Annotated in this window: 25 protein-coding genes and 3 tRNA genes; 4 read left to right on the top strand and 24 right to left on the bottom strand. The window is 69.2% G+C overall.

All coding sequences use genetic code 11. The annotated features are described in order from the left end of the window. Positions 1 to 55: 55 nt before the first annotated feature. From ACZ4TR_RS38375 to rplJ, 12 genes are all read right to left on the bottom strand, one after another. The gene (locus ACZ4TR_RS38375) at positions 56 to 649 is read right to left on the bottom strand and encodes a hypothetical protein (protein WP_465293072.1); all 594 of its coding nucleotides are present in this window, start codon (positions 647 to 649) and stop codon (positions 56 to 58) included. Between the two features lie 36 nt (positions 650 to 685). After that, positions 686 to 1,951 (bottom strand): MCE family protein, encoded by a 1,266-nt coding sequence (locus tag ACZ4TR_RS38370; protein ID WP_465293070.1) that lies wholly within the window; start codon positions 1,949 to 1,951, stop codon positions 686 to 688. Beyond that, the gene (locus ACZ4TR_RS38365; protein ID WP_364514406.1) at positions 1,951 to 3,129 is read right to left on the bottom strand and encodes an MCE family protein; all 1,179 of its coding nucleotides are present in this window, start codon (positions 3,127 to 3,129) and stop codon (positions 1,951 to 1,953) included. Before ACZ4TR_RS38365 ends, ACZ4TR_RS38370 begins: the two co-directional genes overlap by 1 nt. Beyond that, positions 3,126 to 4,307 (bottom strand): MCE family protein, encoded by a 1,182-nt coding sequence (locus tag ACZ4TR_RS38360; RefSeq protein ID WP_465293069.1) that lies wholly within the window; start codon positions 4,305 to 4,307, stop codon positions 3,126 to 3,128. The genes ACZ4TR_RS38365 and ACZ4TR_RS38360 overlap by 4 nt, the downstream gene beginning before the upstream one ends. Beyond that, complete coding sequence (locus ACZ4TR_RS38355) at positions 4,304 to 5,290, bottom strand: MCE family protein (RefSeq protein ID WP_465293067.1); 987 nt, start codon at positions 5,288 to 5,290, stop codon at positions 4,304 to 4,306. Before ACZ4TR_RS38355 ends, ACZ4TR_RS38360 begins: the two co-directional genes overlap by 4 nt. Continuing rightward, positions 5,287 to 6,315: an MCE family protein gene (locus ACZ4TR_RS38350; RefSeq protein ID WP_465293065.1), complete on the bottom strand. Its 1,029-nt coding sequence runs from the start codon at positions 6,313 to 6,315 to the stop codon at positions 5,287 to 5,289. Before ACZ4TR_RS38350 ends, ACZ4TR_RS38355 begins: the two co-directional genes overlap by 4 nt. Continuing rightward, complete coding sequence (locus ACZ4TR_RS38345; protein WP_465293064.1) at positions 6,312 to 7,649, bottom strand: MCE family protein; 1,338 nt, start codon at positions 7,647 to 7,649, stop codon at positions 6,312 to 6,314. Before ACZ4TR_RS38345 ends, ACZ4TR_RS38350 begins: the two co-directional genes overlap by 4 nt. Continuing rightward, the gene (locus ACZ4TR_RS38340) at positions 7,646 to 8,482 is read right to left on the bottom strand and encodes an MlaE family ABC transporter permease (protein ID WP_284747835.1); all 837 of its coding nucleotides are present in this window, start codon (positions 8,480 to 8,482) and stop codon (positions 7,646 to 7,648) included. The genes ACZ4TR_RS38345 and ACZ4TR_RS38340 overlap by 4 nt, the downstream gene beginning before the upstream one ends. 4 nt (positions 8,483 to 8,486) lie before the next feature. Next, positions 8,487 to 9,239 (bottom strand): MlaE family ABC transporter permease, encoded by a 753-nt coding sequence (locus tag ACZ4TR_RS38335; protein ID WP_364514573.1) that lies wholly within the window; start codon positions 9,237 to 9,239, stop codon positions 8,487 to 8,489. A 38-nt stretch (positions 9,240 to 9,277) separates the two neighbouring features. Continuing rightward, on the bottom strand, positions 9,278 to 10,477 hold the full coding sequence (locus ACZ4TR_RS38330; RefSeq protein WP_465293062.1) for an ABC transporter ATP-binding protein: 1,200 nt from the start codon (positions 10,475 to 10,477) through the stop codon (positions 9,278 to 9,280). 421 nt (positions 10,478 to 10,898) lie between these two features. Further along, positions 10,899 to 11,285 carry a 50S ribosomal protein L7/L12 gene (gene rplL / locus ACZ4TR_RS38325; RefSeq protein WP_364370873.1) on the bottom strand — a complete coding sequence of 129 codons (387 nt, stop codon included), beginning with the start codon at positions 11,283 to 11,285 and terminating at the stop codon, positions 10,899 to 10,901. Positions 11,286 to 11,334: 49 nt separating this feature from the next. After that, a complete protein-coding gene (gene rplJ, locus ACZ4TR_RS38320; protein ID WP_257921889.1) occupies positions 11,335 to 11,889 on the bottom strand; it encodes a 50S ribosomal protein L10 in 555 nt (184 codons plus the stop codon). 308 nt (positions 11,890 to 12,197) lie between these two features. On the opposite strand from rplJ, the gene ACZ4TR_RS38315 reads away from it, so the two are divergent. Further along, a complete protein-coding gene (locus ACZ4TR_RS38315) occupies positions 12,198 to 13,049 on the top strand; it encodes a hypothetical protein (RefSeq protein WP_465293060.1) in 852 nt (283 codons plus the stop codon). Position 13,050: 1 nt separating this feature from the next. On the opposite strand, the gene ACZ4TR_RS38310 is transcribed toward ACZ4TR_RS38315, so the two are convergent. The 6 genes from ACZ4TR_RS38310 to ACZ4TR_RS38285 all read right to left on the bottom strand — a co-directional run bounded on the left by ACZ4TR_RS38310 (position 13,051) and on the right by ACZ4TR_RS38285 (position 16,658). Further along, positions 13,051 to 13,824 carry an alpha/beta fold hydrolase gene (locus ACZ4TR_RS38310; RefSeq protein ID WP_364514385.1) on the bottom strand — a complete coding sequence of 258 codons (774 nt, stop codon included), beginning with the start codon at positions 13,822 to 13,824 and terminating at the stop codon, positions 13,051 to 13,053. A 70-nt stretch (positions 13,825 to 13,894) separates the two neighbouring features. Further along, entirely contained in the window at positions 13,895 to 14,614 is a 720-nt protein-coding gene (gene rplA / locus ACZ4TR_RS38305; protein ID WP_364514383.1) for a 50S ribosomal protein L1, read from the bottom strand. Between the two features lie 78 nt (positions 14,615 to 14,692). After that, positions 14,693 to 15,130 (bottom strand): 50S ribosomal protein L11, encoded by a 438-nt coding sequence (gene rplK / locus ACZ4TR_RS38300; RefSeq protein WP_003079266.1) that lies wholly within the window; start codon positions 15,128 to 15,130, stop codon positions 14,693 to 14,695. Positions 15,131 to 15,204: 74 nt separating this feature from the next. Further along, positions 15,205 to 16,044 carry a transcription termination/antitermination protein NusG gene (gene nusG, locus ACZ4TR_RS38295; protein ID WP_364514380.1) on the bottom strand — a complete coding sequence of 280 codons (840 nt, stop codon included), beginning with the start codon at positions 16,042 to 16,044 and terminating at the stop codon, positions 15,205 to 15,207. A 74-nt stretch (positions 16,045 to 16,118) separates the two neighbouring features. After that, positions 16,119 to 16,559 (bottom strand): preprotein translocase subunit SecE, encoded by a 441-nt coding sequence (gene secE, locus ACZ4TR_RS38290; protein ID WP_465293058.1) that lies wholly within the window; start codon positions 16,557 to 16,559, stop codon positions 16,119 to 16,121. Between the two features lie 26 nt (positions 16,560 to 16,585). Then, a tRNA-Trp gene (locus ACZ4TR_RS38285) sits at positions 16,586 to 16,658 on the bottom strand. 206 nt (positions 16,659 to 16,864) lie between these two features. On the opposite strand from ACZ4TR_RS38285, the gene ACZ4TR_RS38280 reads away from it, so the two are divergent. Both ACZ4TR_RS38280 and ACZ4TR_RS38275 read left to right on the top strand, forming a co-directional pair. Beyond that, a complete protein-coding gene (locus ACZ4TR_RS38280) occupies positions 16,865 to 17,794 on the top strand; it encodes a TIGR03619 family F420-dependent LLM class oxidoreductase (RefSeq protein ID WP_465293056.1) in 930 nt (309 codons plus the stop codon). Between the two features lie 72 nt (positions 17,795 to 17,866). Then, positions 17,867 to 18,769 carry an SGNH/GDSL hydrolase family protein gene (locus tag ACZ4TR_RS38275; protein WP_465293054.1) on the top strand — a complete coding sequence of 301 codons (903 nt, stop codon included), beginning with the start codon at positions 17,867 to 17,869 and terminating at the stop codon, positions 18,767 to 18,769. A 183-nt stretch (positions 18,770 to 18,952) separates the two neighbouring features. On the opposite strand, the gene ACZ4TR_RS38270 is transcribed toward ACZ4TR_RS38275, so the two are convergent. From ACZ4TR_RS38270 to ACZ4TR_RS38245, 6 genes are all read right to left on the bottom strand, one after another. Beyond that, positions 18,953 to 19,351 carry a MaoC family dehydratase gene (locus ACZ4TR_RS38270; protein ID WP_465293052.1) on the bottom strand — a complete coding sequence of 133 codons (399 nt, stop codon included), beginning with the start codon at positions 19,349 to 19,351 and terminating at the stop codon, positions 18,953 to 18,955. Next, positions 19,348 to 19,797 carry a MaoC family dehydratase N-terminal domain-containing protein gene (locus tag ACZ4TR_RS38265; protein ID WP_465293051.1) on the bottom strand — a complete coding sequence of 150 codons (450 nt, stop codon included), beginning with the start codon at positions 19,795 to 19,797 and terminating at the stop codon, positions 19,348 to 19,350. The genes ACZ4TR_RS38270 and ACZ4TR_RS38265 overlap by 4 nt, the downstream gene beginning before the upstream one ends. A 77-nt stretch (positions 19,798 to 19,874) precedes the next feature. Further along, complete coding sequence (rpmG, locus tag ACZ4TR_RS38260; RefSeq protein WP_005152047.1) at positions 19,875 to 20,039, bottom strand: 50S ribosomal protein L33; 165 nt, start codon at positions 20,037 to 20,039, stop codon at positions 19,875 to 19,877. A 51-nt stretch (positions 20,040 to 20,090) separates the two neighbouring features. Next, positions 20,091 to 20,163 (bottom strand) — tRNA-Met (locus ACZ4TR_RS38255). 50 nt (positions 20,164 to 20,213) lie between these two features. Beyond that, positions 20,214 to 20,286, bottom strand: a tRNA-Thr gene (locus ACZ4TR_RS38250). Between the two features lie 80 nt (positions 20,287 to 20,366). Continuing rightward, positions 20,367 to 23,012, bottom strand: coding sequence for a putative bifunctional diguanylate cyclase/phosphodiesterase (locus ACZ4TR_RS38245; RefSeq protein ID WP_465293049.1), 2,646 nt, complete (start codon positions 23,010 to 23,012; stop codon positions 20,367 to 20,369). Positions 23,013 to 23,307: 295 nt separating this feature from the next. On the opposite strand from ACZ4TR_RS38245, the gene ACZ4TR_RS38240 reads away from it, so the two are divergent. Then, positions 23,308 to 24,246 carry a GNAT family N-acetyltransferase gene (locus ACZ4TR_RS38240; protein ID WP_465293048.1) on the top strand — a complete coding sequence of 313 codons (939 nt, stop codon included), beginning with the start codon at positions 23,308 to 23,310 and terminating at the stop codon, positions 24,244 to 24,246. Positions 24,247 to 24,266: the final 20 nt, after the last annotated feature.

Below are 24,266 nucleotides of genomic sequence, written 5' to 3'. Positions count from 1 at the left end.
CGGAGTGGGCGGCTGGCGGCGGGAGGGGGGCACTACGAGCTCCTTCTCGGTGACGCTACTGGCCGGCCGCGACGAGCGGGACGCTGTCGATGCCGGACAGCTTCCAGTCTTCGCCCACGCGGGTCATCGACACCTCGAGGCGCAGCGGCTTCGCGCTGCTCTTGTCCCCCTGGGTGACGGTCGTGGCGATGGCGGCGAGGAAGCTGGCCTTGCCTTCGTGGTCGTCCAGCTCCTCGACGGCGATGTCCTGGACGTCCGTGGCGACCTTCGTCTTGGCGTCGGCGAGCGCCTTGCGGAACGTCGGCGCCGACTGGTCGATCTGCTGCGACATCTTGTCGTCGGACACGGACTTCTGCCGGGCGAAGAAGCCGTCGAGGTCGGTGTAGTCGACCTCGGTGTAGGCCTTCAGCGCGTTCGTGCCCGCCTTGACCACGGCCTCGCGCGACGCCGCCAGGTCGGCGTTGTCGTCGTTCGCCGCCATCCACCACTGGACGCCGAAGATCGCCGCCGCGATCAGCGCGGCCAGGGCCAGCGCCGCGGCGCCGAGCACCAGGATCCGCGAGGACGGCTCCTTCGGCAGCGTCCCGCCGGCCGCAGGCGCCGCTTCGGGCTCCTTGACCGCCACGTCGGCCGGCTCGTCCGAACTCATAGCACTCCAGGGTAGGTAACGGTCATCAAATTCACGTCAGGCCAGGCCGAGCAGCGAACCCAGGCTGGTCAGGCTGACGCCCGGGCTGCCGACGATGCCCGGCACACCCCGGGTGTCGCGCTCCTCGGCCAGCTCCTCCGCCGGCCGGTTCGCGTTGGCCGACACGTCGGCGCCGGACGGCGCGACCGGCACCCCGCCGTACGGCGCGTTCTGCGCGCCGCGGACGCTGATCGGGCTGCCCTTCGGTTCGGCACAGTACGCGTCCTCCTTCGCCGGCCTCGGCGAAGTCTCGGCCCCGGTGCGGAACTGCGAGTACGGGATGTAGCCCTTCGTGCAGGACGGCGGGTTGAACAGGTTGAGCACCAGGCCGAGGTGCGCGGTGCCGTCGCCCGGCGCGACGCTGCTGACCGCGCCGGCCAGCGCCGGGTAGGTCACCAGGCCCTGCTCGATGCCGTCCAGCCGGGTCACGGTCAGGTTGGCCGTGGTGAGCAGGTTCGCCGTCAGCGCGCCGAGGCCCGGGCCGGACTCCCGCAGCACCTGGCTGATCTGCGTCGCCACCTGCGGCGTGATGCCGATGAGCTTGCGCAGGTCGCCGTCGGAGTTCTTCAGGGTGCCGGTGAGCTCGTTGAGGCTCTTGCTGAACGACGCGAAGTTCGCCGCCTGGTCGTTCTGCGTGTCCAGCACCATGCCGCCCTGCTCCAGCAGCTGGATGGTCTGCGGCAGGTACTCCTGCGCGGTCGTGGTGAAGCTGCGCGCGGTGTCGAGCAGCTTCTGCAGGTCGCCGCCGGTCCCGCGGAAAGCGTCGTAGGACTCGTCGACGACCGTGCGCAGCGAGTCGACCGGGACCGACGCGGCGAGCGAGTCGAGGTCGCCGATCAGCCGGTCGGTGCTGACCGGGGTGGTCGTCTTCGCCGCCGGGATGACCGAGCCGCCCGCCAGGTACGGGCCCTTGTCGGCCTTCGGCTTGAGGTCGACGTACTGCTCGCCGACCGCCGACCGGTTGGCGACGACCGCGTCGAGGTCCGCGGGCACCTGCGGCGCCGACGGGTCGATGTTCAGGTCGGCTTCGAGCCCGGTCGGGGTCAGCCGCATCTCCCCCACCCGGCCGATGTTGTAGCCGCGGTAGGTGACTTCGGCGTTGGTGAAGATGCCGCCCGACTCGTTGAGCTGCAGCTTCACCGTGTAGCCGTCGTTGCCGAACACGGTGCCGAGCCCGGCGAACCGGATCAGCGCGTAGACGATCGCGACGACGGAAATGATCGCGAAGGCGATCAACTGGATCTTCGTCCGGCGAACCAGCATCAGCCCGCACCTCCCGACAGGAGCCCGAAGAGGTTACCGAGCCCCGGCTTCGACTGCCCGGACCGCGGCTGGCCGCTCTCCCCGGGGATCGGCAGCGGCGGGTTGCCCGCCGCGCCCTCGGTGCCGCCGGTCAGCCCGGCCAGCGGCAGCTGCCCGGACAGGATGTTCTGGCGGCTGTTGCCCAGGTTCTCGACGACGGTCTTCAGGTTCAGGTCCACCTTCGCGTACAGGTTGAAGTAGTCGCCCTTGACGCCGTTGACGGCCTGGTCGCTGAACGGGAACGTCAGCAGGAGCTGCAGGGCCTTCGGCAGGTCGTTGCCCGCCTCGCCCAGTTTCTGCAGCGTCGGGGTCAGCGCCTTCAGGTCGGCGACGAGGTCCTTCTGCGACCGGTTGACCGTGTCGGTGGCGACGCCGGAGAGGTTGTCCAGCGCCTGCAGCATGGTGACCAGCTGGCCGCGCTGCTGTTCGAGCACGCCGAGGCCGGGCCCGAGGTTGTCGACCGCGCCGACCAGCTTGTCCTTCTGGCCGTTCAGCGTCGAGGACAGCCGGTTGAGCCCGTCGATGGCCCGGGTGATGTTCCGCGACTGCTGGTCGAGGTTCGTGACCAGCTGGTTCGCGTTGTCCAGCAGCGCCTTGATGTCCGGCTCGCGGCCGGACGTGGCGTTGTTGAGCTCCTTGGTGATGGTGTTGAGCTGGTCGACCCCACCGCCGTTGAGCAGCAGCGACAGCGCGCCCAGCAGCTCTTCGACCTCGACGCTGCGGTTGGTCCGGGCCAGCGGGATGGTCGCGTTGTCGGCGAGCTTGCCCTGGGCCTGGTCGTCGCCGGGCGAGGCCAGCTCGACGTACTTCTCGCCGAGCAGGCTCGACTGCTTCACGTTGGCGATCGCGTTGGCCGGCAGCTTGATGTCGCCGTTGACCCGCAGCGTGACCAGCGCGTGCCAGCCGTCCTTGGTGAGCCCGACGTTCTCGACGCGGCCGACCGGCACCTCGTCGACCTTCACCCCGGCCTGCGGGGTCAGGTCGAGCACGTCGCGGAACTCGACGTTCACCGTGTACGGGTGGTCGCCGAGGTCGGCGCCACCGGGCAGCGGCAGGTCGTAGATGCCGTTGAAGGCGCAGCCGGACAGTGTCAGCGCGGACACCGTCACGAGCGCTCCCACGCTCAGCAGCTTCCTCACCGGCCACCTCCGTAGAGCTGCCCGGCGATGGGCAGCGGCAGCGGCGGCAGCTGGCCCGCCTGCAGCGCCTGGACCGTCTGCGCCAGGGACGGCAGCGGGACGATCCCGTCGACGACACCGGCGATGCCCTCACAGGCGTTGCCGAGCACGTCCGGGATGCCCTTGCCGGCCTGCTTGAGCAGCCGGCAGATCATCACCAGCGGCGGCTGGGTCAGCTCGTTGAGGTTCGGCCGGGCGTCGAGCGTGCCGGCCGAGCCGTTGTAGGTGTTGACCAGGTTGCTCAGGCCGACCGGCGCGACGTCGAGGATCTCGGCGAGCGAGCTGCGCTGGTCGACGAGCACCTTGGTGATGCCGGCCAGCTTGTCCACGTTGGACTTGAGCCGGTCGTGGTTCTGGTCGATGAACGCCTGCACCGAGGTGAGCGTGGTGCCCAGCTGCTGCACGGTCGCGGCGAGGTTGTCCTTTTCGGACGCCAGGTAGCCGCTGACGTCGGCGAGCTGGCTCTCGAAGCTGCGGACCTGCTTGTCGCTGTCGGCCAGCGTCTGCGAGAACTTGCCGAGGTTCTCCACGGTGGAGAACAGATCGTCCTTGTTGCCCGACAGCGTCCCGGCCGCCTGGCCGAGCTTGGTGATCGTGTCGTGCAGGGCCTGGCCGTTGCCGTCGACGTTGGCCGCCGCGGTGGTCAGCAGGTTCGACAGCGACCCGTTCTTGTTGGCGCCGTTCGGGCCGAGGGTCTCGCTGACCCGGGTCAGGCTGGCCGCCAGCTGGTCGACCTCGAGGGGCACCTCGGTGCGGTCGAGGCCGATGACCGCGCCGTCGGAGATCCGCGGGCCGCCGGTGTAGGCGGGGGCGAGCTGGACGTAGCGGTCCGACACCAGCGACGGCGCCACGATGAGCGCCTTGGCGTCGGCCGGGACGGCGACCGAGCGGTCGTACTCGACCTCGACCTTCACCTGGTTGCCCATGGGCTGGATCTTGGTGACCGTGCCCATGTCGACGCCGAGCATCCGCACGCTGTTGCCCTCGTACAGGCCGACAGCGCCGGCGAAGTACGCGGTGAGGTGGTTGCGGCCGGCGTCCTTGAGGGTCCACCAGATCCCGCCGGCGACGACGAGCGCGAGGACGATCGCGATGGTGAAGCCCCGGGTCAGGGCCGTTCCGAAGCGGGTGTCACTCATTTCGTGTAGCACCCCTCTTCGTTGATCGGGCCGAACGACGGCAGCACCAGGCCGCAGATGTAGTTGTCGAACCAGCGGCCGTTGCCGATGGTGTTGGTGAAGACGCGGATGAACGGCGCGAACTTCGCGATGCCCTGGGCGAGCGAGTCCTGGTTGCGCTGCAGCATCGACGTCAGCTGGTCCAGGGACGTGAGCACCGGGTCGAGCTGCTTGCCGTTGTCGTCGATCAGGCCCTGCAGCTGCGTCGCCAGCTCGCGGGAGCCGTTCAGCAGCGACGTGATCGCGTCTTCGCGCTTCGAGAGCTCGTCGAGCAGCTTGTTGCCGTCGGTGAGCAGCTTCTGCACCTCGGCGTCGCGGTCGACCAGCGTCTGCGACACCTCGCGCGTGTTGGCCAGCAGGTTCGACAGCTGCGTGTCACGCGAAGCGATCGTGTCCGACAGCTTCGACAGCCCGGACAGCGCGCCCCGCACGTCTTCGGGCGTGTTGGCGAAGGTCTGCGAGATCGTGTCGAAGCTCTGCGCCAGCTGCTTGGTGTCGATGTCGTCGACAGTCTGCGACAGCCCGCGGAACGCGTCGAGCACGTCGTAGGGGGCCATCGTGCGGTCCCGGGGGATCGCGTTCCCCGGGTTCAGCGAGCCCTGGCCCTGCGGGTCCAGCGCCAGGTACTTCTGGCCGAGCAGCGTCTTGATCTTGATCGCGGCGCTGGTCCGGTCGCCCAGCCAGGCGTCCTTGACCCTGAATGACACCTTGACCGACGCGCCGTCGAGCTCGATGTCGCTGACCTTGCCGACCTTGACGCCGGCGACCCGGACGTCGTTGTCCACCTGCAGGCCGGAGGCCTCGCTGAACTCGGCGGAGTAGGTCGTGCCGCCGCCGATCACCGGCAGGTCCTCGGAGTTCAGCGCGGCGATGAACCCGAGGGCCAGGACGGCGATGCCGACCAGCGCGATCGGGACGGGGTTGCGCTTCTGGAAGGACTTCATCCCGTGCACCTCTCCCGGTTGACCGGGATCAACGGGAGCGCGACGTCGTTGATCAGTGGCGGCAAGCTGACGCTCCCGGAGAACTCGCAGGCGTAGAAGTTGAACCAGGAGCCGTAGTCCGCGGTGCGGGTCAGCGTGCTCACCTTGGTCGGCAGGAACTGGATGAAGTGCTCCAGCTCCGGTTCGTTCTTGTTGAGCTGGTTCGTGAGGTTCCCGAGGGCGCTGATGTCGTTCTTGAGCGGCTCCCGGACGTCACCCAGCAGGCCGGACGTCGTCTCGGCCAGGTTGCCGAGGCTCTCGATCGCGTCGCCGATCGGCTTGCGGTCGGCGGCCAGCCCGGACACCAGCTGCTGCAGCTTGACGATCAGGTCGTTGAGCTGCGGGGTGTGCGCGTTGACCGTGTCGAGCACCGAGTTGAGGTTGTCGATGACCTGGCCGATCACCTGGTCCTTGGCGGCGATCGTGGTGGCCAGCGATGCCGTGTGCGACAGCAGGCTCTCGACGGTGCCGCCCTCGCCCTGCAGGACCTGAATGACCTCGTAGGACAGCTTGTTGACGTCGTCCGGGTTGAGCGCGGTGAACAGCGGCTTGAAGCCGTTGAACAGCTCGGTCAGGTCCAGCGCCGGGGTGGTGCGGTCCAGCGGGATCGTGCCGCCGGGCTGCAGGGTCTTGCCGGTGCTGTCGTCGCCTTCGCCGAGCGAGACGTAGCGCTGGCCGACCAGGTTGCGGAACTTGATCTGCGCGGTCACCCCGGCGGGCAGCGTCCGCCCGGCGTCGACCTCGAACTCGACCTCGGCCTGGCGCTTGTCGACGATCTTGACGTCCTTGACCTGCCCGACGCGGACGCCGGCGATGCGGACGTCGTCGTTGGGCAGCAGCAGCGTCGCGTCGGTGAAGCGCGCCTTGTAGGCGTTGGTGCTGGTGGTGTTGATGTTGGCGATGCTGATCCCGAGGATCGTCGTGAACAGCACGGTGACGACCACGAAGATGCCGAGCTTGATCAGCGGTGCGAGCAGTCCCCTCACTTCACCGTCACCTCCGCCCCGCGGTAGAGCGGTCCGACGAGCAGCGAGCTCCAGCCCGGGACGTCGGCGGAGTTCATGCCCAGCTGCGGGCCGAGGAGGTCGGCCAGGAAGCCCTGCTCCGCGGGCGAGTAAGCCAGTTGATCAGCGCTGTCGCCGCCTCCGCTGCCACCACCGGCCGCGTCGGCCTTGAACTTGGCCGGGTTGAGGCCGTCGCCGACGGTCTTCGGCGCGGTCTGGTGCTTCGTGCCGTCCTGGAACGCGCCGTCCGGCGGCTCCGACGGGAACGGCTTCGGGAGGTCCTTCATGTCGTAGCACCGCGGGCCGCGCTTGTCGTCGAACCGCGGCTCTTCCTTGCCCGCCTGGTACGGCGCCCGCGGCACGATGATCTCGATCGTGGCGTGCAGGCCGGGCTGGTTGGTGCCCTTGCCCAGCGCCTGGTCGATCAGCGGCACGTTGTCGGCCATCTGGGAGATCACGCAGGGGTACTCCGGCGCGTACTTCGCCAGCAGCTCGGCCGTCGGCCGGGCGGTGTCGGCGAGGGAGATGATGTTCTCCTTGTTGTTCTGCAGGAACGTCTGCAGGTCCACCGAGGCCTGGGTCAGGCTGCCGTAGAGGTTCGACAGGTTCTGCTGCTGGTCGACGACGGTCCGGGTCGTCGTGCTCAGGTTGTCGAGGCTCTGCACCAGGTCCGGCGCGGCGTCCTTCAGGTGGTCGGAGAACTCCGCGAGCGCCTTGAGGTTGTGCTGCAGCTCCGGCTCGTGCGGGTTCAGCTCGCCGATGTAGGTGCCCAGCTGCGTCAGCGTGTCGCCGAGCTGGTCGCCGCGGCCCTGCAGCGCGGTCGAGATCGCGGTGAGCGTCGCCGACAGCTTCTGCGGCTGCACCGCCTGCAGCACCGGCATCAGGTGCTCGAACGCCTGGTCCAGCTCGATGGCGCTCGACGTGCGGTCCTGCGGGATGACGTCGCCGCTGGCCAGCGTCTTCGCCGATGGGTCCTTCGGGATCTCCAGCGAGACGAACCGCTCGCCGAAGAGGGTCTTCGGCAGGAACCGCGCCGAGACGTTCGCCGGGATCAGCTTCGCCGACTCCGGCTTGAGCGCGAGGGTCAGCTCCGCGCCGTGGTCGGTGGCGACGATGTCCTGCACCGAGCCGACGATCAGCCCGCGCACCTTGACGTCGGACTGCTTGATCAGCTGGTTGCCGATCTTGTCGGCCTGGAGCTTGACCGTGACGACGGGCGTGAAGGCCTTGTCGTAGAGCGCGATGGACAGCGCCACCCCGCCGACCATCACGGCGATGAGCAGCAGGCCGAGCAGCCTGCGTCGGAGCGTCCTCATCCCGCGATCCTTACCGTGACGTCGGTTCCCCAGATGGCGAACCCGATGAAGAAGTTCATGATCGACACCGTGACGATGGACAGGCGCACGGCCTTGCCGACCGCGACGCCGACGCCGGCCGGGCCGCCGGTCGCCCGGTACCCGAAGTAGCAGTGCGACAGGATGATCAAGACGCTGAAGATCAGCACCTTGATGAACGAATAGAGCACGTCCTGCGGTGGTAAGAACAGGTCGAAGTAGTGGTCGTAGGTACCGGCCGACTGGTTGTAGATGTAGATCACGACCAGTCGTGACGCGAGGTACGAGCTCAGCAGGCCGATGATGTAGAGCGGGATGACCGCGACGAACCCGGCGATGATCCGCGTGGTCACCAGGTACGGCAGGCTCGGCACGCCCATGACTTCCAGCGCGTCGATCTCCTCGGAGATCCGCATCGCGCCGAGCTGCGCGGTGAACCCGGCGCCGACGGTGGCGCTCAGGGCGAGGCCGGCGACCAGCGGGGCGATCTCGCGCGTGTTGAAGAACGCCGTCAGGAAGCCGGTGAAGGCCGACGTCCCGATCGAGTTCAGCGCCGAGTAGCCCTGGAGGCCGACGAGGACACCGGTGAACAGCGTCAGGCCGACCATCACCCCGACCGTGCCGCCGATGACGGCGAGCGAGCCGGACCCGAAGCTCACCTCGGCCAGCAGCCGGAGGACTTCCTTCGTGTAGCGGCGCAGCGTCCGCGGCGTCCACAGCAGAGCGCGGCCGTAGAACGACATCTGGTCGCCCAGCGTGTCCAGCGTCTGGAGGGGTCGGTTGGCGACGCGCTTGGCGCCCTGGAGGAACGTCATGGCGCTAGTCCAGCTTTCCGGGCACGATCTGCAGGTAGATCAGGGTGATCACGAAGTTCACGACGAACAGCATGAGGAACGTGATGACCACCGACTGGTTCACCGCGTCCCCGACGCCCTTCGGGCCGCCGGAGGGGTTGAGCCCCCGGTAGGACGCGACGACGGCGGCGATGAACCCGAAGATCAGCGCCTTGAGCTCACCGACCCACAGGTCGGGCAGCTGCGCGAGGGCGGAGAAGCTCGCCAGGTACGCCCCCGGCGTCCCGCCCTGCAGCACGACGTTGAAGAAGTAGCCGCCCAGCACGCCGATGACGCTGACCATGCCGTTGAGCAGCAGCGCGACCAGCATCATCGCGAGCGTGCGCGGCACGATCAGCCGCTGCACCGCGGAGACGCCGAGCACCTCCATCGCGGCGATCTCCTCGCGGATGGTCCGCGCGCCGATGTCGGCGCAGACGGCGGAGCCGCCCGCGCCCGCCACCAGCAGCGCGGTGACCAGCGGGCTGGCCTGCTGCACGGTGGCGAGCACGGAGCCCGCGCCGGTGTAGGACTGCGCGCCCAGCTGACGGGCGAGCGAGCCGAACTGCAGCGAGATGACCGCGCCGAACGGGATCGCCACGAGGGCCGTCGGCAGGATGGTCACGCTCGCGATGAACCACGACTGCTGGATGAACTCCCGCAGCTGGAACGGGCGCTGGAAGATGCCACGAACGATGTCGAGGCCGAGGGCGAACAGGTTCCCGGTTTCGCGGAGCATGCCGATCCCGGGGATCTTCGCCTGTGAAGCGGGAGAGCTCACCGGCCACCTGGCCCGTTGTTCGGCGGCGGTGGCATCCGGTGCGCGCCCGGTCTCGGCGGCTGGCCGCCGGGGATGCGCGCGACCTGGTCGGCGGGCAGCTGGCCGTGGTGCTGGTTCGGGACGCCGTCACCCTGCCGGGCGCCCGCCGGGACCTGCTGCTGTTGCTGCTGCTGGGCCTGCGCGACCAGCCGCGGGCTGACGCCGTAGTGGCGCTGCTCTTCCGGGCTCAGCGAAGCGATGATGCTCTCCTGCGCGGCCTGCGGCAGCCGGTGCATGATCTCCATGACGCGGTCCTTGCGGCGGACCGCGCCCATCCGCGTCGGCACTCCCGGCGTCGTCTGCATCTGCGGCGGCACCCCGGTGACGTCCTCGACCCCGCCCGCGTGGTGGCCGGCGTCGAACATCGCCTGCTCGGCGGCCATCTGGGCGTGGTCCTTCTCCTCGGACATGCCGATCGGGCCCTGCATCTTGCCGTTGAGGAACTGCTTGACGACCGGCTCCTCGCTGGTCAGCAGCACCTCGCGCGGGCCGAACATGACCAGTTCCTTGCGGAAGAGCATGCCCAGGTTGTCCGGCACCGTGCGGGCCAGGTTGATGTTGTGCGTGACGATCAGGAACGTCGCGTCGATCTGCGCGTTGACGTCGAGGAACAGCTGCGAGATGTAGGTGGTGCGGACGGGGTCGAGGCCCGAGTCCGGCTCGTCGACCAGGATGATCTCCGGGTCCAGCACCAGGGCGCGGGCGAGGCCGGCGCGCTTGCGCATACCGCCGGAGATCTCGCCCGGCAGCTTCTTGTCGGCGCCGTTCAGACCGGTCATGTCGAGCTTCTCGAGGACGATCCGGCGGATTTCCGTCTCGGACTTCTTCGTGTGCTCGCGCAGCGGGAAGGCGACGTTGTCGTAGAGGTTCATCGAGCCGAACAGCGCGCCGTCCTGGAAGAGGACGCCGAAGAGCTTCCGGATCTCGTACAGCTTGTGCTCGGAGCAGGTGACGATGTCCACCCCGTTGATCACGCAGCGGCCGCGGTCGGGCTTGAGCAGGCCGATCATCGACTTGAGGAACACCGACTTGCCGGTTCCGGACGGACCGAGCATCGCCGACACTTCGCCCGGGGGCAGCGTCAGCGTGACGTCCCGCCAGATGGCCTGCTTACCGAAGGACTTCGTCAGACCTTCGATGACCACCTCGGCACCCATCGCACCTCCAGGAGCTGTTCCGCGTCATTGCGCCCGCTGCCACACCCATGCCACCCACGTCGGCGGCGGGTGCGGGTTCGGCGCCCCGAGAACCCGCGTCAACCAGGTGCAACGAGCTGAGTGCGAACAGGTTACTCACCAGTTTTCTTTTCTGGCCAGCCCTGGTTCCATCGTCACCCCGCCGTGATCGGCAACTGCAGGCACGGTAGTCCATTCGGGGCAACGACGCAGAACTCCCGAGCCCCGAAACCGCGATTTAGGGACCCGGGGCCAATCGGACACCGCTCCTAGGGGATCACCGCGAAAAGCGGCGTTGACCAGCGGAGACGCATCGAGTGCTCCGACACAACGGAAGGGGCGGGCATCCGCGTGGATGCCCGCCCCTTCTCGAGGTGGTGCACAGGCGCTCACGCGCCCGGAATCACTTGATGGAGATCTTGGCGCCCGCAGCCTCGAGCTTCTCCTTGGCGGCCTCGGCGGCCTCCTTGTCGACCTTCTCCAGGAGGGCCTTGGGAGCGGCCTCGACCAGCTCCTTGGCCTCCTTCAGGCCCAGACCGGAGACGACCTCGCGGACGACCTTGATGACCTGGATCTTCTTGTCGCCGGCGCCCTCGAGGACGACGTCGAACTCGTCCTGCTCCTCGGCGACCGGGGCAGCGGCGCCGGCCGGGCCGGCGGCGGCGACGGCGACCGGCGCGGCGGCGGTCACGTCGAAGACCTCTTCGAACTCCTTCACGAACTCGGACAGCTCGAGGAGGGTCAGCTCCTTGAAGGCGTCGATTAGCTCGGCGGTGCTCAGCTTCGCCATGATGGCTTCCTCTCAGAAAAACGAACTAGACGTTCGGGGTGGGGGGTGTTCAGCTCTCGGCGGGTGCTTCGGCTGCTTCGGTACCGGTGGCGTTGCGCTGCTTCTCCTCCAGCGCGGCAGCCAGGCGGGCGACCTGGGACGCCGGCGCCTGGAACAGCGCGGCGGCCTGGGACAGCTTCGCCTTGAACGCGCCCGCCGCCTTGGCGAGCAGGACCTCACGGCTGTCGAGATCGGCGATCCGGTTGATCTCGTCCACGGACAGCGCTTTGCCGTCCATGTAGCCGCCCTTGATCACAAGCGCGTTGTTGTCCTTCGCGAAGTCGCGAAGCGCCTTGGCGGCGTCGACAGCCTCACCCTCGACGAAGGCGATGGCGGTCGCGCCGACGAACAGGTCCTCGAGCCCCGTGACGCCCGCGTCTTCGGCGGCGCGCTTGACGAGGGTGTTCTTCGCGACCCGGTACTTGGCACTGGTGCCGAGAGCGCGGCGCAGCTGGGACAGCTGGGACACGGAGAGGCCGGTGTACTGGGTAACGACGGTGGCCGAGCTGGTGCGGAAGCTCTCCGCGATCTCGGCGACGGCCGCCACCTTGTCGGGCTTCGCCATGGTCGCCTCCTCTCTTGGCTAGTGTTTCCACTGGCACCGAGGGGCCCCCGAAACGACGAAACGCCCTCGCGCAAGCAGGCGCGGGGCGTCATCCCGGCACACATGCCGGGGCCTCGTTCCTCCTGCGCGGGCCGCCCGGCGAGTGCGGGACCTTCGTTCCCCGTTGAGGCGGGGAAAACCAGCGGTCTTCGGTAGAACGAGGACAACTATACCCGGCTGGTTCTCGAGGCTTCCCCGGGCCCCCGTCCTGACCTGCGTTTAGGGCAGCTGGGGGTTCCGCGGTGAGCCCGGGAGGGCATCATGGTCACGTGGCGGAGCAGCGCGATGACGGAAAGCCGGGCTCGGACATCGAACCGGCGGGCTCGAACCCGCCCGCTGCACAGCCGCCGGTGGATCCGGCGCAGCTGGAGCAGTTCAGGCAGTTCCAGCAGTTCCAGGACTACTTGAAGTTCACACAGTCCCAGCAGGGCAACCAGCCGGCTCCCCCACCGGACGCCGGGATGGTCCAGGCTCCGCCGTCCCAACCGGCCACGCAGAACTCCGGCGCGGGCCAGCCGCCGGTCGTTCCCCCGGGTTACCAGCTGGTCCCGACCGAGCGCCGCCGGGCGCCGAAGTGGCTCAGCTGGCTGGGCAAGAAGGTGATCGCGTGGGCGCTGGCGATCGTGATCCTCGGCTTGGCGGGTACCTGGCTGTACAACCACTTCTTCCCGAACGACGCCGGCAAGACGTCGGCTCAGCTGGCACAGGAGGGCGGCGGGAAGTACCAGACCAACCACATCCTCTCGACCAGCCCGTACGAGGCCGTGCGCGAGGTCTACGACGCCGTCGCGCAGAACCTGGTCCCGCAGGCCTGCGGGCGGATGGACGAGCCGATCCAGCAGAAGTTCGCCCAGGACCTCGGGTACGCCGACTGCCAGGTCGCGGTGCACGAGCTGAACCGCAAGGTCACCAGCAAGAACGACTACGCCGAGTCGATGCCGTCGTACGTGTCGGAGCCGCTCCCGGGTGACCGGTTCACGATCAGCTCGTGCCGGTTCGGGATCAAGGGCGGCCCCGCGCTCGGCGCGTTCACCGTGCAGAAGGTCGAGAAGAGCCAGTGGCTGATCGTCGCGCACACGAACGAATCGACGCCGTGTCCGGCGGCACCGCCGACCAGCTGACTCAGCGGGGCTGCGGAGCCGTCAAGAAGGTCACCAGCGCCTCCGAGAACGACGGTGACATCACCGCTGTCATGTGGTCGCCCGGGATGCGCACCAACCGCGCCCCCGCGATGGCTGCCGCCAGGCGCTCCGGCTCGGCCGCCAGCAGGTCCTGATCTCCCGCCAGGACCAGCGTCGGCACGCCGATCGACGACAGGTCGAGGTGGCCCTCCTGGGAGGCCAGCGCCACCGCCGCCAGTGCCTGGCGGTCGCCGCCGGTCGCGTCGGCCAGCAACCTGAACGGCACCCCGGACGGCGGGACCGTCGACGGGTCCTCGGCCAGCAAGGCCGCGGCGATCTCCGACGGCTTCACCACCCGCAGATCGACGCCGCCGAAGTCGACGATGCCCGAACCCACGCCGCCCGTGGCCAGGCAGCGGATGCGCTTGTCCGTCGCCGTGGCCGCCAGGGCGATGATCGCGCCCATCGAATAGCCGACCAGGGAGACCTCGTCCAGGCGCAGCTCGTCGAGCAGGGCCGAAATGTCCCGGGCCATGCTGTCGCCCGTGTAGCGGCACTCGTCGTGGGGCTTCTCCGAACGGCCGTGGCCGCGGGCGTCCAGCGAGATCACCGTCAGGCCGGCTGCGCGCAGCGCCGCGACCACGCCGGTCGAGATCCAGTTCGCGTTCGTGTCGGCCGCGAAGCCGTGTTGGAGCAGCACCGGGTGGTGGGCGGCGGCGCCCTCCCACACGGTGTAGTTCAACCGGAGCCCGTCGAACGACGCGAAAGTCGGCATGACTCCCATGAGACACGAAGAAAGGGCGCCCCCGCAGCAAGCGGGGACGCCCTTTCTGGTGATGTCCGACTCAGGCGTTCGCGTCCTCGGAAAGGAGGTTGCGGGTGCGCAGCGGGTCGACCGGGATGCCCGGGCCCATCGTCGTGGTGAAGGTGACCTTCTTGAGGTAGCGGCCCTTCGCCGAGGACGGCTTGGCGCGGAGGATCTCGTCCAGCGCGGCGGCGTAGTTCTCGACCAGCTTCTCCGTGTCGAAGGAAGCCTTGCCGATCACCAGGTGCAGGTTGGCCTGCTTGTCGACGCGGAAGTTGATCTTGCCGCCCTTGATGTCCTTCACGGCCTTCTCGACCGCGGGGGTCACCGTGCCGGTCTTCGGGTTCGGCATCAGGCCACGCGGGCCGAGGATGCGGGCGATGCGGCCCACCTTGGCCATCTGGTCCGGCGTCGCGATCGCGGCGTCGAAGTCGAGCCAGCCACCCTGGATGCGCTCGATCAGTTCGTCGGTGCCGACCGCGTCCGCGCCGGCGGCTTCGGCCTCGGCGGCCTTGTCGCCGACGGCGAAGACGATGACGCGGGCGGTCTTACCGGTGCCGTGCGGCAGGTTCACGGTGCCGCGGACCATCTGGTCGGCCTTGCGGGGGTCCACACCGAGACGCATCGCGACCTCGACGGTCGCGTCCATCTTGGTCTTGGAGGTCTCCTTCGCCAGCTTCGCGGCATCGAGCGGCGCGTAGAGGCGCTCCTTGTCGATGAGCTCCGCAGCCTGGCGGTAAGCCTTGCTGTGCTTGGTCATGCTTCTGTCCTCAATTCAGTGGATCAGTGTGGTCGGAGCCAGCACTGGCTCTCCCACGTACTTCTGGTGCTGCAGACGTCAGGCGTCGACGACCGTGATGCCCATCGACCGAGCAGTGCCGGCGATGATCTTCGCCGCCTGGTCGATGTCGTGCGCGTTGAGGTCGGTCTCCTTGGTCTTGGCGATCTCGCGGACCTGGTCCCAGGTGACCTTGGCGACCTTGGTCTTGTGCGGCTCGCCGGAGCCCTTCTCGACACCAGCGGCCTTGAGCAGCAGGCGCGCGGCCGGCGGCGTCTTCAGCTTGAAGTCGAACGACCGGTCCTCGTACACGGAGATCTCGACCGGGACGACGTCCCCACGCTGCGACTCGGTCGCGGCGTTGTAGGCCTTGCAGAACTCCATGATGTTGACGCCGTGCTGACCCAGAGCCGGGCCGACCGGCGGCGCGGGGTTGGCCGCACCCGCCTTGATCTGCAGCTTGATGATCGCCGCAAGCTTCTTCTTCTTGGGTGGCATTTCTTTTCCTGTCCTGTACTACGTTCCCCGCGTACCTGCCGTGGACGCGGGGACTGCGGCCGAACGGGCGGCCGTCAGATCTTGGAGACCTGGTTGAACGACAGCTCGACCGGGGTCTCCCGGCCGAAGATCGACACCAGGACCTTCAGCTTCTGCCCGTCGACGTTGACCTCGGAGATCGTCGCCGGCAGCGTGGCGAACGGGCCGTCCATGACCGTGACCGACTCGCCGATTTCGAAGTCGACCTCGACGGCCGGGCCGCCGAGCGGGGCCGCGGTCGCGGTGGACTCGCCCTTGCCGCCCTTCGCCGGGGCTTCGTTCTCGACCTTCGGGGCGAGGAACTTCAGCACCTCGTCCACGGTCAGCGGCGACGGCCGCGAGGTGGCGCCGACGAACCCGGTCACGCCCGGCGTGTTGCGCACCGCGCTCCACGAGGCGTCGTTCAGGTCCATCCGGACCAGGATGTAGCCGGGCAGCACCTTGCGCTGCACCTGCTTGCGCTGGCCGTTCTTGATCTCGGTGACCTCTTCGGTCGGGACCTCGATCTGGAAGATGTAGTCCTCGACGTCCAGGGTCGTGGTCCGGGTCTCGAGGTTGGTCTTCACCTTGTTCTCGTACCCGGCGTAGGAGTGCACGACGTACCACTCGCCGGGCGCGGCGACCAGCTCGGCGCGCAGCTTGGCGACCGGGTCCTCGTCGTCCGCTTCGGGCTCGGCTTCGTCGGACGCGGCCTCGGCCACATCGTCGGTGCTGTCCTCGGCGCCATCTTCGTCGGAAGCGGCTTCGTCGACCTCGTCGGACACCTCGACGGGCTCGAGGTGCGCGGATTCCTCGTCACCGAGTGCCGCGTGCACCTGCTCGTCGGAAAGCTCGGTCAGGTCGTGACCGGCTGATGTGCCGTTGTCGGAGGTCACGTTCCGTCCTCTCAGTTGATCATTGCCGGGGTCAGGCCGGGACCTGAGCCCCAATCGGCGCGCGCCGAGGCGCGTCAGCCGAAGATCTTGCCGATGCCCCACTTGAATGCCAGATCGAGCACGCTGACGAGGGCCACCATGAACACCACGAAGGCCAGCACGACGGCGGTGTAGGTGACCATCTGCTTGCGGTTCGGCCAGATGACCTTGCGCAGCTCCGCCCACACCTCGCGGATGAAGCGCACCAGCCGCGCGAACACCGACGCCTTCTTCGGCTTCTGGTCCCGCTTGGGAGTCGGAGCGCCCTTCGCGTCGGGGGCGGCCTTCTCCCCCGACTTCCCGGCTGGCCGGGACTTGTCGTCCGCACGTGCCGCGGACTTGCCCGCCGGGCGAGCGGTCGCACGGCGCTCACGCCTGGCAGCGGCTGTGACGGGACGGGACGGGCTGTCGGGCTTCCGCCCGGTGCCGTCCTGCTCCTGCTCGCCGCCGCTGGCGTCGCTGTCGCTCACGACCACTCCTCTGCTCCACCAGTTCCGTTACGCAGGGGTGACAGGACTTGAACCTGCAACCTGCGGTTTTGGAGACCGCTGCTCTGCCAATTGAGCTACACCCCTGTGGAGCCCCGATCGCTCGGAGCCCCGGAGGACGCATTCCATCATCCCCACCATCCAGGCGGGGATGACCGTAGTGCGTTCCAAGTCCCGAAGTCTACGGCAAGCCTCACGAGAGCCCGCAACCGCGCCCCCCGATCGACCGCCGCACCCCGGCCGGCCAGCGGAAAACTCCCCGCCGACCACCTGATCATGCCAGGATGTCCGCCATGACGAGCAACCCGGAGTCCCGCTCACCGGCGAGCGGGACTCGGCTCGGCCTGGCGCTGCCCCAGTACGGCGCCCTCGCCGACCCCGCCGCCGTCGCGCGCTTCGCGACCGCCGCGGAGGACCTCGGCTTCGGCTCGCTGTGGGTCGGCGACCGGATCCTGACGCCGCGCGAGCCGTCCGACCTGTACCCGGGCGGCGGAACGCCGGAGCACCCGTACCCCCGCGAGTTCGAGACGTTCGCGGACCCGTTCACGACGCTCGCGACCGCGGCCGCCGTGACCCGCACGGCCCGCCTCGGGATGAGCGCGCTGACCGGCCCGGTCTATTCCCCGGTGCTGCTCGCCCGGGCCCTGACCTCGCTCGACCTCGCCAGCGGCGGCCGGCTGGACGTCGGCCTCGGGCTCGGCTGGCTGCGCGAGGAGTACTTCGCGACCGGGGTGCCGTGGGAGCACCGCGGCAAGCGGCTCGACGCGGTGCTCGACGCGCTCGAAGCGATCTGGACCGGCGACCCGGTGGCGCACGAGGGCCCGCAGTGGCGGATCGCGCCGTCGACGGTCGGCCTCCGCCCGGCGCAGGACCCGCGGCCGCCGGTGCTGCTCGGCGGGTTCTCCCCGCCGGCGCTGGCCCGCATCGGGCGGCGGGCCGACGGCTGGCTGGCCGGCTGGATGCCGAAGCAGTACCTGAACGGCCTCTGGTCGGTGGCGCTCGAGGCGGCGGAGAAGGCCGGGCGCGACCCCGGCGCCCTGCGGCGCGTGCTGCGGATCAACCCGCGCGCGGGCACCGGGGTCGAAACGGTCGCTGACGTGGCGCCGTGCCTGGACGTGGCCCGCGAAGAGGGCATCACGGAGGTGCTGGTCGACCTGCACTACGTCGCCAAGGACGTCGACCACGCCCTGGAGCTCGCGGCCGAGCTCGTCAACTCCCGGTAGCGATCCTGGAGTTTTCCCCAATCACCCGGATCGCCGCAGTAATCAAGGGCCTACTTTCGGTACAAACGAAGGGTGGCGAAGAACAGCGGGGGCGGCTGCCTCGTCGTGGTGCTCGTGGTCGGGCTCCTGGCGTTCGGGTACTACAAGTGGGACCACGGCTCGTCGTCCGCACCGCCCGCCGGCGCCGCCACCGGGGACGGCACCGGCCGCTACGTCGCGCTGGGTGACTCCTACACGGCCTCGCCGCGCACCGGGAAGAACGTCGGGACCCCGCCCGGCTGCGACCGGTCCGACGACAACTACCCCCGGCTCGTCTCCGCGGACCTGAAACCGGCCGAGTTCGACGACGTCAGCTGCAGCGGCGCGACGACCGCCAATTTGACCGCGGCGCAGAAGACGGGGAACGGTTCCAATCCGCCGCAGCTGGACGCGGTGACCGCGAAGACGACGTTGGTGACCCTCGGGATCGGGGGCAATGACGTCGGGTTCCTGTCGCTCGCGTCGTCCTGTGCGACTGCGCACCGGTCCTCGTCGCCGTGCAAGGACCGGCTGACCGCCGGCGGGCGTGATCAGCTGGCTGAACGGATCGACGCCACCGCTCCGAAGGTGGGGGCCGTGCTGGATCGGATCCACAAGCAGGCTCCGAAGGCGAAGGTCGTCGTTGTCGGGTATCCGTCCGTGCTGCCTGATGGGGATGGGTGCTGGCCGGTGCTTCCGCTTGGCGCGGGGGATGTTGCTTACTTTCGCGGGGCTTTGGGGAAGCTGAACAAGATGCTCGAGGACCAGGCGGATGCTCATTCGGCGGGGTATGCCGATACCGCTACGCCCGGGAAGGGGCATGACGTTTGCACTGGTTCGGAGACTCGGTGGGTGGAGGGTGTTGTTGCCGGCCTGCACTCCACTCCGCTGCATCCCAATGCTCGGGGGGAGCAGGGGATGGCTGATGCCGTGCTGGGGGTTCTGAAGCTGTTCTAGACGTGGTGTCGATCGTGCTTGCTGCCGGCACCCCGAAGCTTGATCGTGACTACGGCCGACGTCACCGCGTCAAGGCGGGAAAGATGCCTTGACCCGGTGGCGTCGGCCGTGTTCTGGCTTCGGATCGGGGTGCGGGGGGGCGGGCTGGGTCCGCGGTGCCCCGCTTTCGATGCCGTCCTGCGTTCAGACGCGCACAAGCGCCTGGGGCTTGCCCAGGACCGTCTTGCCGTCGAACTTGACCACCAGGTCGATGCGCGCCGTGCCTTCGTCGTTCACGTTGGCGACCTTGCCGGTGATCTCCACCAGGGCGCCCTCCGGTGTGTTGGGGACCACCACCGGGCGGGTGAAGCGGGCGCTGAAGTCGATCAGGCGGCCCGGGTCGCCCAGCCAGTCCGTCACCACTCGGCCCGCCACCGCCATCGTGAGCATGCCGTGCGCGATCACGTCGGGGAGGCCGACCTCCTTGGCGAACTGCTCGTTCCAGTGGATCGGGTTGAAGTCCAGTGCCGCGCCCGCGTAGCGGACCAGCTGGTCGCGGGTGATGCGGACCTCGAGGGCGGGGAGTTCGTCTCCGGTGTTCACGCGTCCTCCCCCCGCACCACGAGCTGGGCCTTCGTGGTGGCGATGTGCGCGCCGTCGGCGTCGGTGATCTCGGCGCGCAAGTTGATGAAGTCGTTGCCCGCCCGGGCCATGATGCGGTCGATGTGCGTCGTCAGCAGCAGTTCGTCGCCCGCGTGGGCCGGGCGGCTGTACGTGAACTGCTGGTCGCCGTGGACCATGCGGGAGTAGTCGAGGCCCAGCTCGGGGTCGGACACGATCGAGTTGATCGATGCCAGGTTGATGATCGTGAGGAACGTCGGGGGCGCGATCACGTCCGGGTAGCCGGCCGCGCGGGCCGCCTCCGGGTCGCGGTAGAGCGGGTTCTGGTCGCCGATCGCGTCGGCGAACTCCCGGATCTTCTCCCGGCTCACTTCGTAGCTGGTCTGCGGCGGGTACACCCGCCCGGTGAACGACTCGTCCAAGGGCACCGGGAGAGGCTACCAACAGCAAAGAGCCGCCCTGGTGGTCCAGGGCGGCTCTTCGAAGCTGATGAGAACGCGCTACGTCAGCGGGTTTCCTTGTGCGTCCGGTGCGTACCGCAGTTCGGGCAGAACTTCTTCATCTCCAGGCGATCCGGGTTGTTGCGCCGGTTCTTCTTGGTGATGTAGTTGCGGTGCTTGCACTCTTCGCACGCCAGCGTGATCTTGGGTCGCACGTCGGTGGCAGCCACAGCGTTTCCTTCTCTCTCAGGTCCCGGGGGCCAGCCCCAGTCGTTACCGCGTAGCGGTGGCCGGACTTGAACCGGCGACACAGCGATTATGAGCCGCTTGCTCTGCCAACTGAGCTACACCGCCCTTACATGACCCAAGCCGCGACACGCAGGCGTGACGCGGCTGAGGTCGTGAGCCCCTTTACGGAATCGAACCGTAGACCTTCTCCTTACCATGGAGACGCTCTGCCGACTGAGCTAAAGGGGCCTGGCCTCTCGCGAGGACTTCGAAAGATTACCAACCCCCGTCACCCGGCCGTGCAACCGGGGTCCTCAAAGAGCAAAACCTCAGGTCAGCAGGGTCAGCACGGTCTCGGAGTGGCGTCCCGGCGAGCGCGCCGTGCGGGCCTGCAGCCACGCCTCCAGGCGGTCCTCCGGCAGCGGCCGCGAGATCAGGTAGCCCTGGGCGACGTCACAGCCCATCGCCTCGAGCTGGTCGCGCGCCACGTCCTCCTCGACGCCCTCGGCGACCACCGTCAGCCCCAGGGAATGCCCCAGCTCGACGATCGACCGCACCACCGCGAGGTCGCCGAGGTCGGTGCCCATGCCGAGGACGAAGCTCTTGTCGATCTTGACCTGGTCGACCGGCAGCTGCCGCAGGTAGGCCAGCGACGAGTACCCCGTGCCGAAGTCGTCCACGGCGAGGGTGATGCCCAGCGAGTGCAGCTCGCGCAGGATCGGCAGTGCCTTCTGCGGGTCCGACATCACGCCGGACTCGGTCAGCTCGAACGTCAGCAGCTCCGGCGGGATACCGACGCGCTCCAGCTCGCGGGCCACCTTGTTCGGGAAGTCCTCGTCGGCGAGGTTGCGCACCGACAGGTTGACCGCCACCGAGATCCGCAGGCCCTCGTCCAGCCACTTGCGGCAGCGCTTCAGCGCCTCGCCGAGCACGAACGACGTCAGCACGCCGATCAGGCCCGCCGCCTCGATGGCCGGGACGAACTCGTCCGGGCCGAGCCTGCCGAACTCCGGGTGCACCCAGCGGACCAGTGCCTCGACGCCCGCCACCTGCCGGTTCGGCAGGGTGATCTTCGGCTGGTAGTGGACGCTGACCTGGCCGTCTTCGAGGGACTGCCGGAACTGCGTGACCATCTGGAAGCGGCGCAGGAAGATCTGGCCCATGCTCGGCACGTACCCGCGGACCTCTTCGCCGCCCTTGGTGGCGCGAACGGCCACGTCGGCGCGCTGGAGCAGACCCTCGATGTCGACGACGTCGCCCGGTTCCTCGGCGGTCGTCGTCGCGTAGCCGATCATCGCGTTGGCCTCGACCGAAAGCCGGTCCACCGGGTACGGCGCGGAAAGCTCTTCGCGCAGCCGTTCCGCCGCCGCGTGGGCGTCTTCGGGCGGGCAGCCGACGAGCAGCGCTGCGAACGACGCGCCTTCGAGGCGGGCGAGCGGGACGTCGGGGCCGAGCGCGTCGCGGATGCGGCGGCCGGCGGCGATCACCATCCGGTCGGCCCAGGCGTAGCCCAGCGCGTCGCTGACCGTCGAAAAGACGTCGAGGTCGATCCGCAGCACCACCGCGTTCGCGAAGTCCCGCAACGGTTCCTTCGCCACCTGCCGGAAGCCCGGCCGGTTGAGGTGCCCGGTGAGCGGGTCGTGGTAGGCGTCGTGGCGCAGGGTCGCGAGCAGCCGCCGGTTGTCCAGCGACGTCGCGAGATGGCTGGCCATCGTGCCGAGCAGCTGGACGTCGTACTTGCCGAAGCCGCGCCAGCGAGACAGCCGGTCGTGCGCCTCGACGACGCCGAGCAGCTGGTTCGCGCTGCGCAGCGGGACGACGAGCGCCTCCTGCGCGCCGCGGTCGAGCAGCGCCGCGCGGACGTCGGGGTTGGCCTCGGTGATCCGGAAGTGCCGGACGTGCGCGCCGGGCAGGCGCAGCAGCGGGTCGTCGGCGGCCGGGTCGGCGGGCGGCAGGTCGTCGCCGGCGACGACGACGCGCATGGTGTCCTTCGGTTCGAGCCGCAGCCTCAGCACGACGCGGCCCGCGGCGAGCTGGTCCTTGATGCGCTCGGCGATCGTGGCCCACTCGCGGACGTCGACCCCGCCGACGAGCTCGTCCGCGCGGCTGGCCGGGCGCGCCGCCGCCTGCTGGCCCGAGCGGGCCACCATCAGGCTGACGTCGGAGAGCGCCTCCATGTCCCGCTGCTCGCGCAGCAGGTCGGAGTAGGCCCAGTACAGCGCGGTCAGGCCGAGGAACACGGCGAGCACCAGCGGCCACGCCTTGGGCGTGTTGGAGATGACGAGGTAGCCGGACAGGCCGACCGACGCGTTGACGAACCCGACGACCAGGATCCGCGCGGTCAGCCGGACCGCGGTGCTGACCCGCATCCGGCGCCGCAGGACGCGGACCGCGGCCAGCGCGAGCAGCGTGCTCACCAGCGGCGCGGTGAGCGTGCCGGCCAGCGCGGCGACCCACGGGATCTTGTCGCCGACCCCGGCGCCGACGGCGTACTTGACGAGCCCGGCGACCGCGAAGGCGCCGGTGATCTCGAGCAGGAACGCGCCCGCGTTGTAGAGGACGCGGCCGGCGACCTTGCGCGCGAGCAGCGTGCCGATGCCGGCGACCAGGTGCGCGGCCAGCACGACTTCGAACGGCGCGACGAAGAACCCGATGACGAGCGGGATCTCGGTGAAGGAGATGGTCCACGAGATGCCGCTGCGGACGTCGACGTTGATGCCGAGCTGCTCGGCGAGCAGGAACGCGACCGCGAGCACCGGGCCGATCCACAGCAGCCGGCTGTCCCAGTGGAACGGCAGCCAGGACCCGACGGCGAACGCGGCGACGAGCCCGATGCTCAGGACGGCGAAGGTGTACGCGCGGAACCGGCGCTCGTCGGTGCGGGCTTCGGCGGATACGGGCGGTGTCCCGGAAGCGGCTCCCGGCCCGGGCTGCGCCTGTGCGACGGCGTCGCCGTGGGCGTTCGTGTCCGGCATCCGACCTTCCCTCCCGGCTTGTCCACCGGCACTGATCCGTGACTTCGGGTGTGGACAAGGGCCATACCGTACCCCGTAGGGCGTACCCGCGTCCCTTTCGAGACAGTAGGAGATCACCCCAGGGTTAACAATGCCTCGATGGCGCTGACCTGCGTGGACCAAGGGGTGAAACTCTGCGACAACCGGGGCTCCGCCCCGAGCCGGGGGCTTCGCCACCCGGACCCCCGGACGTGGGGTGCACGAAGCAGGGGTGGCTCCGTACGCACGCCAGTCCGAGTCGCGCTTCAATGTGCCCATGCACAGCGACGTGATTGCCACCGAACACGCGGCACGGCTCGCGGCGGTGGATCCCCTGCTCCCCGGTTCTCTTCCCTTCGAGGCGGCCGAAGGCGCCGTGGTGCTGGAGGTGGCGACCGCCGGCTCGGCCGCGTCCGGCCTCGCCTCGCGCATCCAGGTCGACCAGGACGCCCCCAACGCGCCGTGGCGGGCGCTGACCGAGCACCGGCTCGACCTCCAGCTCGCCGGCCCGCAGCCCGCGGCGGCCCTCGACGCCCTCCTCACCCGATGGGATGAACATTTGCGTGCGGTCGCCGAGCGTGGCGACACCGAGACCGCCGCGATCGTCCCGCGCGCCAGCCGGGACGCCGCCGGCACGCGGGAAATGCTGCACCACGGGTTCGCGCCGCTGCGGGTGATCGCGGTCCGCCCGGCCGACCGGACGGACCCGCCGGGCCCGCGTGGCACGCCCGGCGTCAAGATCCGCCGCGCCGAGCCCGGCGACCTCGAAACCGTCGTCTCGCTGGGGCTCGAGCTGCACTCCTTCGACGCGCAGTACGGCACGGTCAACCTGCGCCACGGCGTCGAGGACATCATGGCCAAGGACCTGGCCGAACAGCTGAACCGCCCGGAACCGCCGCTCTGGATCGCCGAGCTGTACGGGCGTCCGCTCGGCATGGTGAACGTCCAGCACCCCGGCGAGACCGGCTGGATCAGCGACCGGGTCGCGGCGGGCCGCGTCGGCTACCTGTCGTCGCTGGCCGTCGCGAAGGAGGCGCGGTCGTCCGGTGTCGGTACGGCGCTGGCCACCCACGCCCACCACGTCCTCGACGAAGAGGGCGCGGACGTCGTCCTCCTGCACCACGCGGCGGCGAACCCGCTGTCGACACCGTTCTGGTACGCGCAGGGGTACCGCCCGCTGTGGACGTACTGGCAGCGTCGCCCGGCCGTTCGGTGAACCACTGGCGGATTACCCCA

It is taken from the genome of Amycolatopsis sp. NPDC028719 (assembly GCF_055565395.1).
Note: the sequence above shows the minus strand (reverse complement) of the source record. Positions and strands in the feature narration are given on the sequence as shown.

Bases quoted from the DNA above. Each gene is read 5' to 3' on its own strand.
- ACZ4TR_RS38375 (WP_465293072.1), bottom strand. From the start codon at position 649: ATGAGTTCGGACGAGCCGGCCGACGTGGCGGTCAAGGAGCCCGAAGCG.
- ACZ4TR_RS38370 (WP_465293070.1), bottom strand. From the start codon at position 1,951: ATGCTGGTTCGCCGGACGAAGATCCAGTTGATCGCCTTCGCGATCATT.
- ACZ4TR_RS38360 (WP_465293069.1), bottom strand. From the start codon at position 4,307: ATGAGTGACACCCGCTTCGGAACGGCCCTGACCCGGGGCTTCACCATC.
- ACZ4TR_RS38355 (WP_465293067.1), bottom strand. From the start codon at position 5,290: ATGAAGTCCTTCCAGAAGCGCAACCCCGTCCCGATCGCGCTGGTCGGC.
- ACZ4TR_RS38345 (WP_465293064.1), bottom strand. From the start codon at position 7,649: ATGAGGACGCTCCGACGCAGGCTGCTCGGCCTGCTGCTCATCGCCGTG.
- ACZ4TR_RS38340 (WP_284747835.1), bottom strand. From the start codon at position 8,482: ATGACGTTCCTCCAGGGCGCCAAGCGCGTCGCCAACCGACCCCTCCAG.
- ACZ4TR_RS38335 (WP_364514573.1), bottom strand. From the start codon at position 9,239: ATGCTCCGCGAAACCGGGAACCTGTTCGCCCTCGGCCTCGACATCGTT.
- ACZ4TR_RS38330 (WP_465293062.1), bottom strand. From the start codon at position 10,477: ATGGGTGCCGAGGTGGTCATCGAAGGTCTGACGAAGTCCTTCGGTAAG.
- rplL (WP_364370873.1), bottom strand. From the start codon at position 11,285: ATGGCGAAGCTGAGCACCGCCGAGCTAATCGACGCCTTCAAGGAGCTG.
- rplJ (WP_257921889.1), bottom strand. From the start codon at position 11,889: ATGGCGAAGCCCGACAAGGTGGCGGCCGTCGCCGAGATCGCGGAGAGC.
- ACZ4TR_RS38310 (WP_364514385.1), bottom strand. From the start codon at position 13,824: ATGCCGACTTTCGCGTCGTTCGACGGGCTCCGGTTGAACTACACCGTG.
- rplA (WP_364514383.1), bottom strand. From the start codon at position 14,614: ATGACCAAGCACAGCAAGGCTTACCGCCAGGCTGCGGAGCTCATCGAC.
- rplK (WP_003079266.1), bottom strand. From the start codon at position 15,130: ATGCCACCCAAGAAGAAGAAGCTTGCGGCGATCATCAAGCTGCAGATC.
- ACZ4TR_RS38280 (WP_465293056.1), top strand. From the start codon at position 16,865: ATGACGAGCAACCCGGAGTCCCGCTCACCGGCGAGCGGGACTCGGCTC.
- ACZ4TR_RS38245 (WP_465293049.1), bottom strand. From the start codon at position 23,012: ATGCCGGACACGAACGCCCACGGCGACGCCGTCGCACAGGCGCAGCCC.
- ACZ4TR_RS38240 (WP_465293048.1), top strand. From the start codon at position 23,308: ATGCACAGCGACGTGATTGCCACCGAACACGCGGCACGGCTCGCGGCG.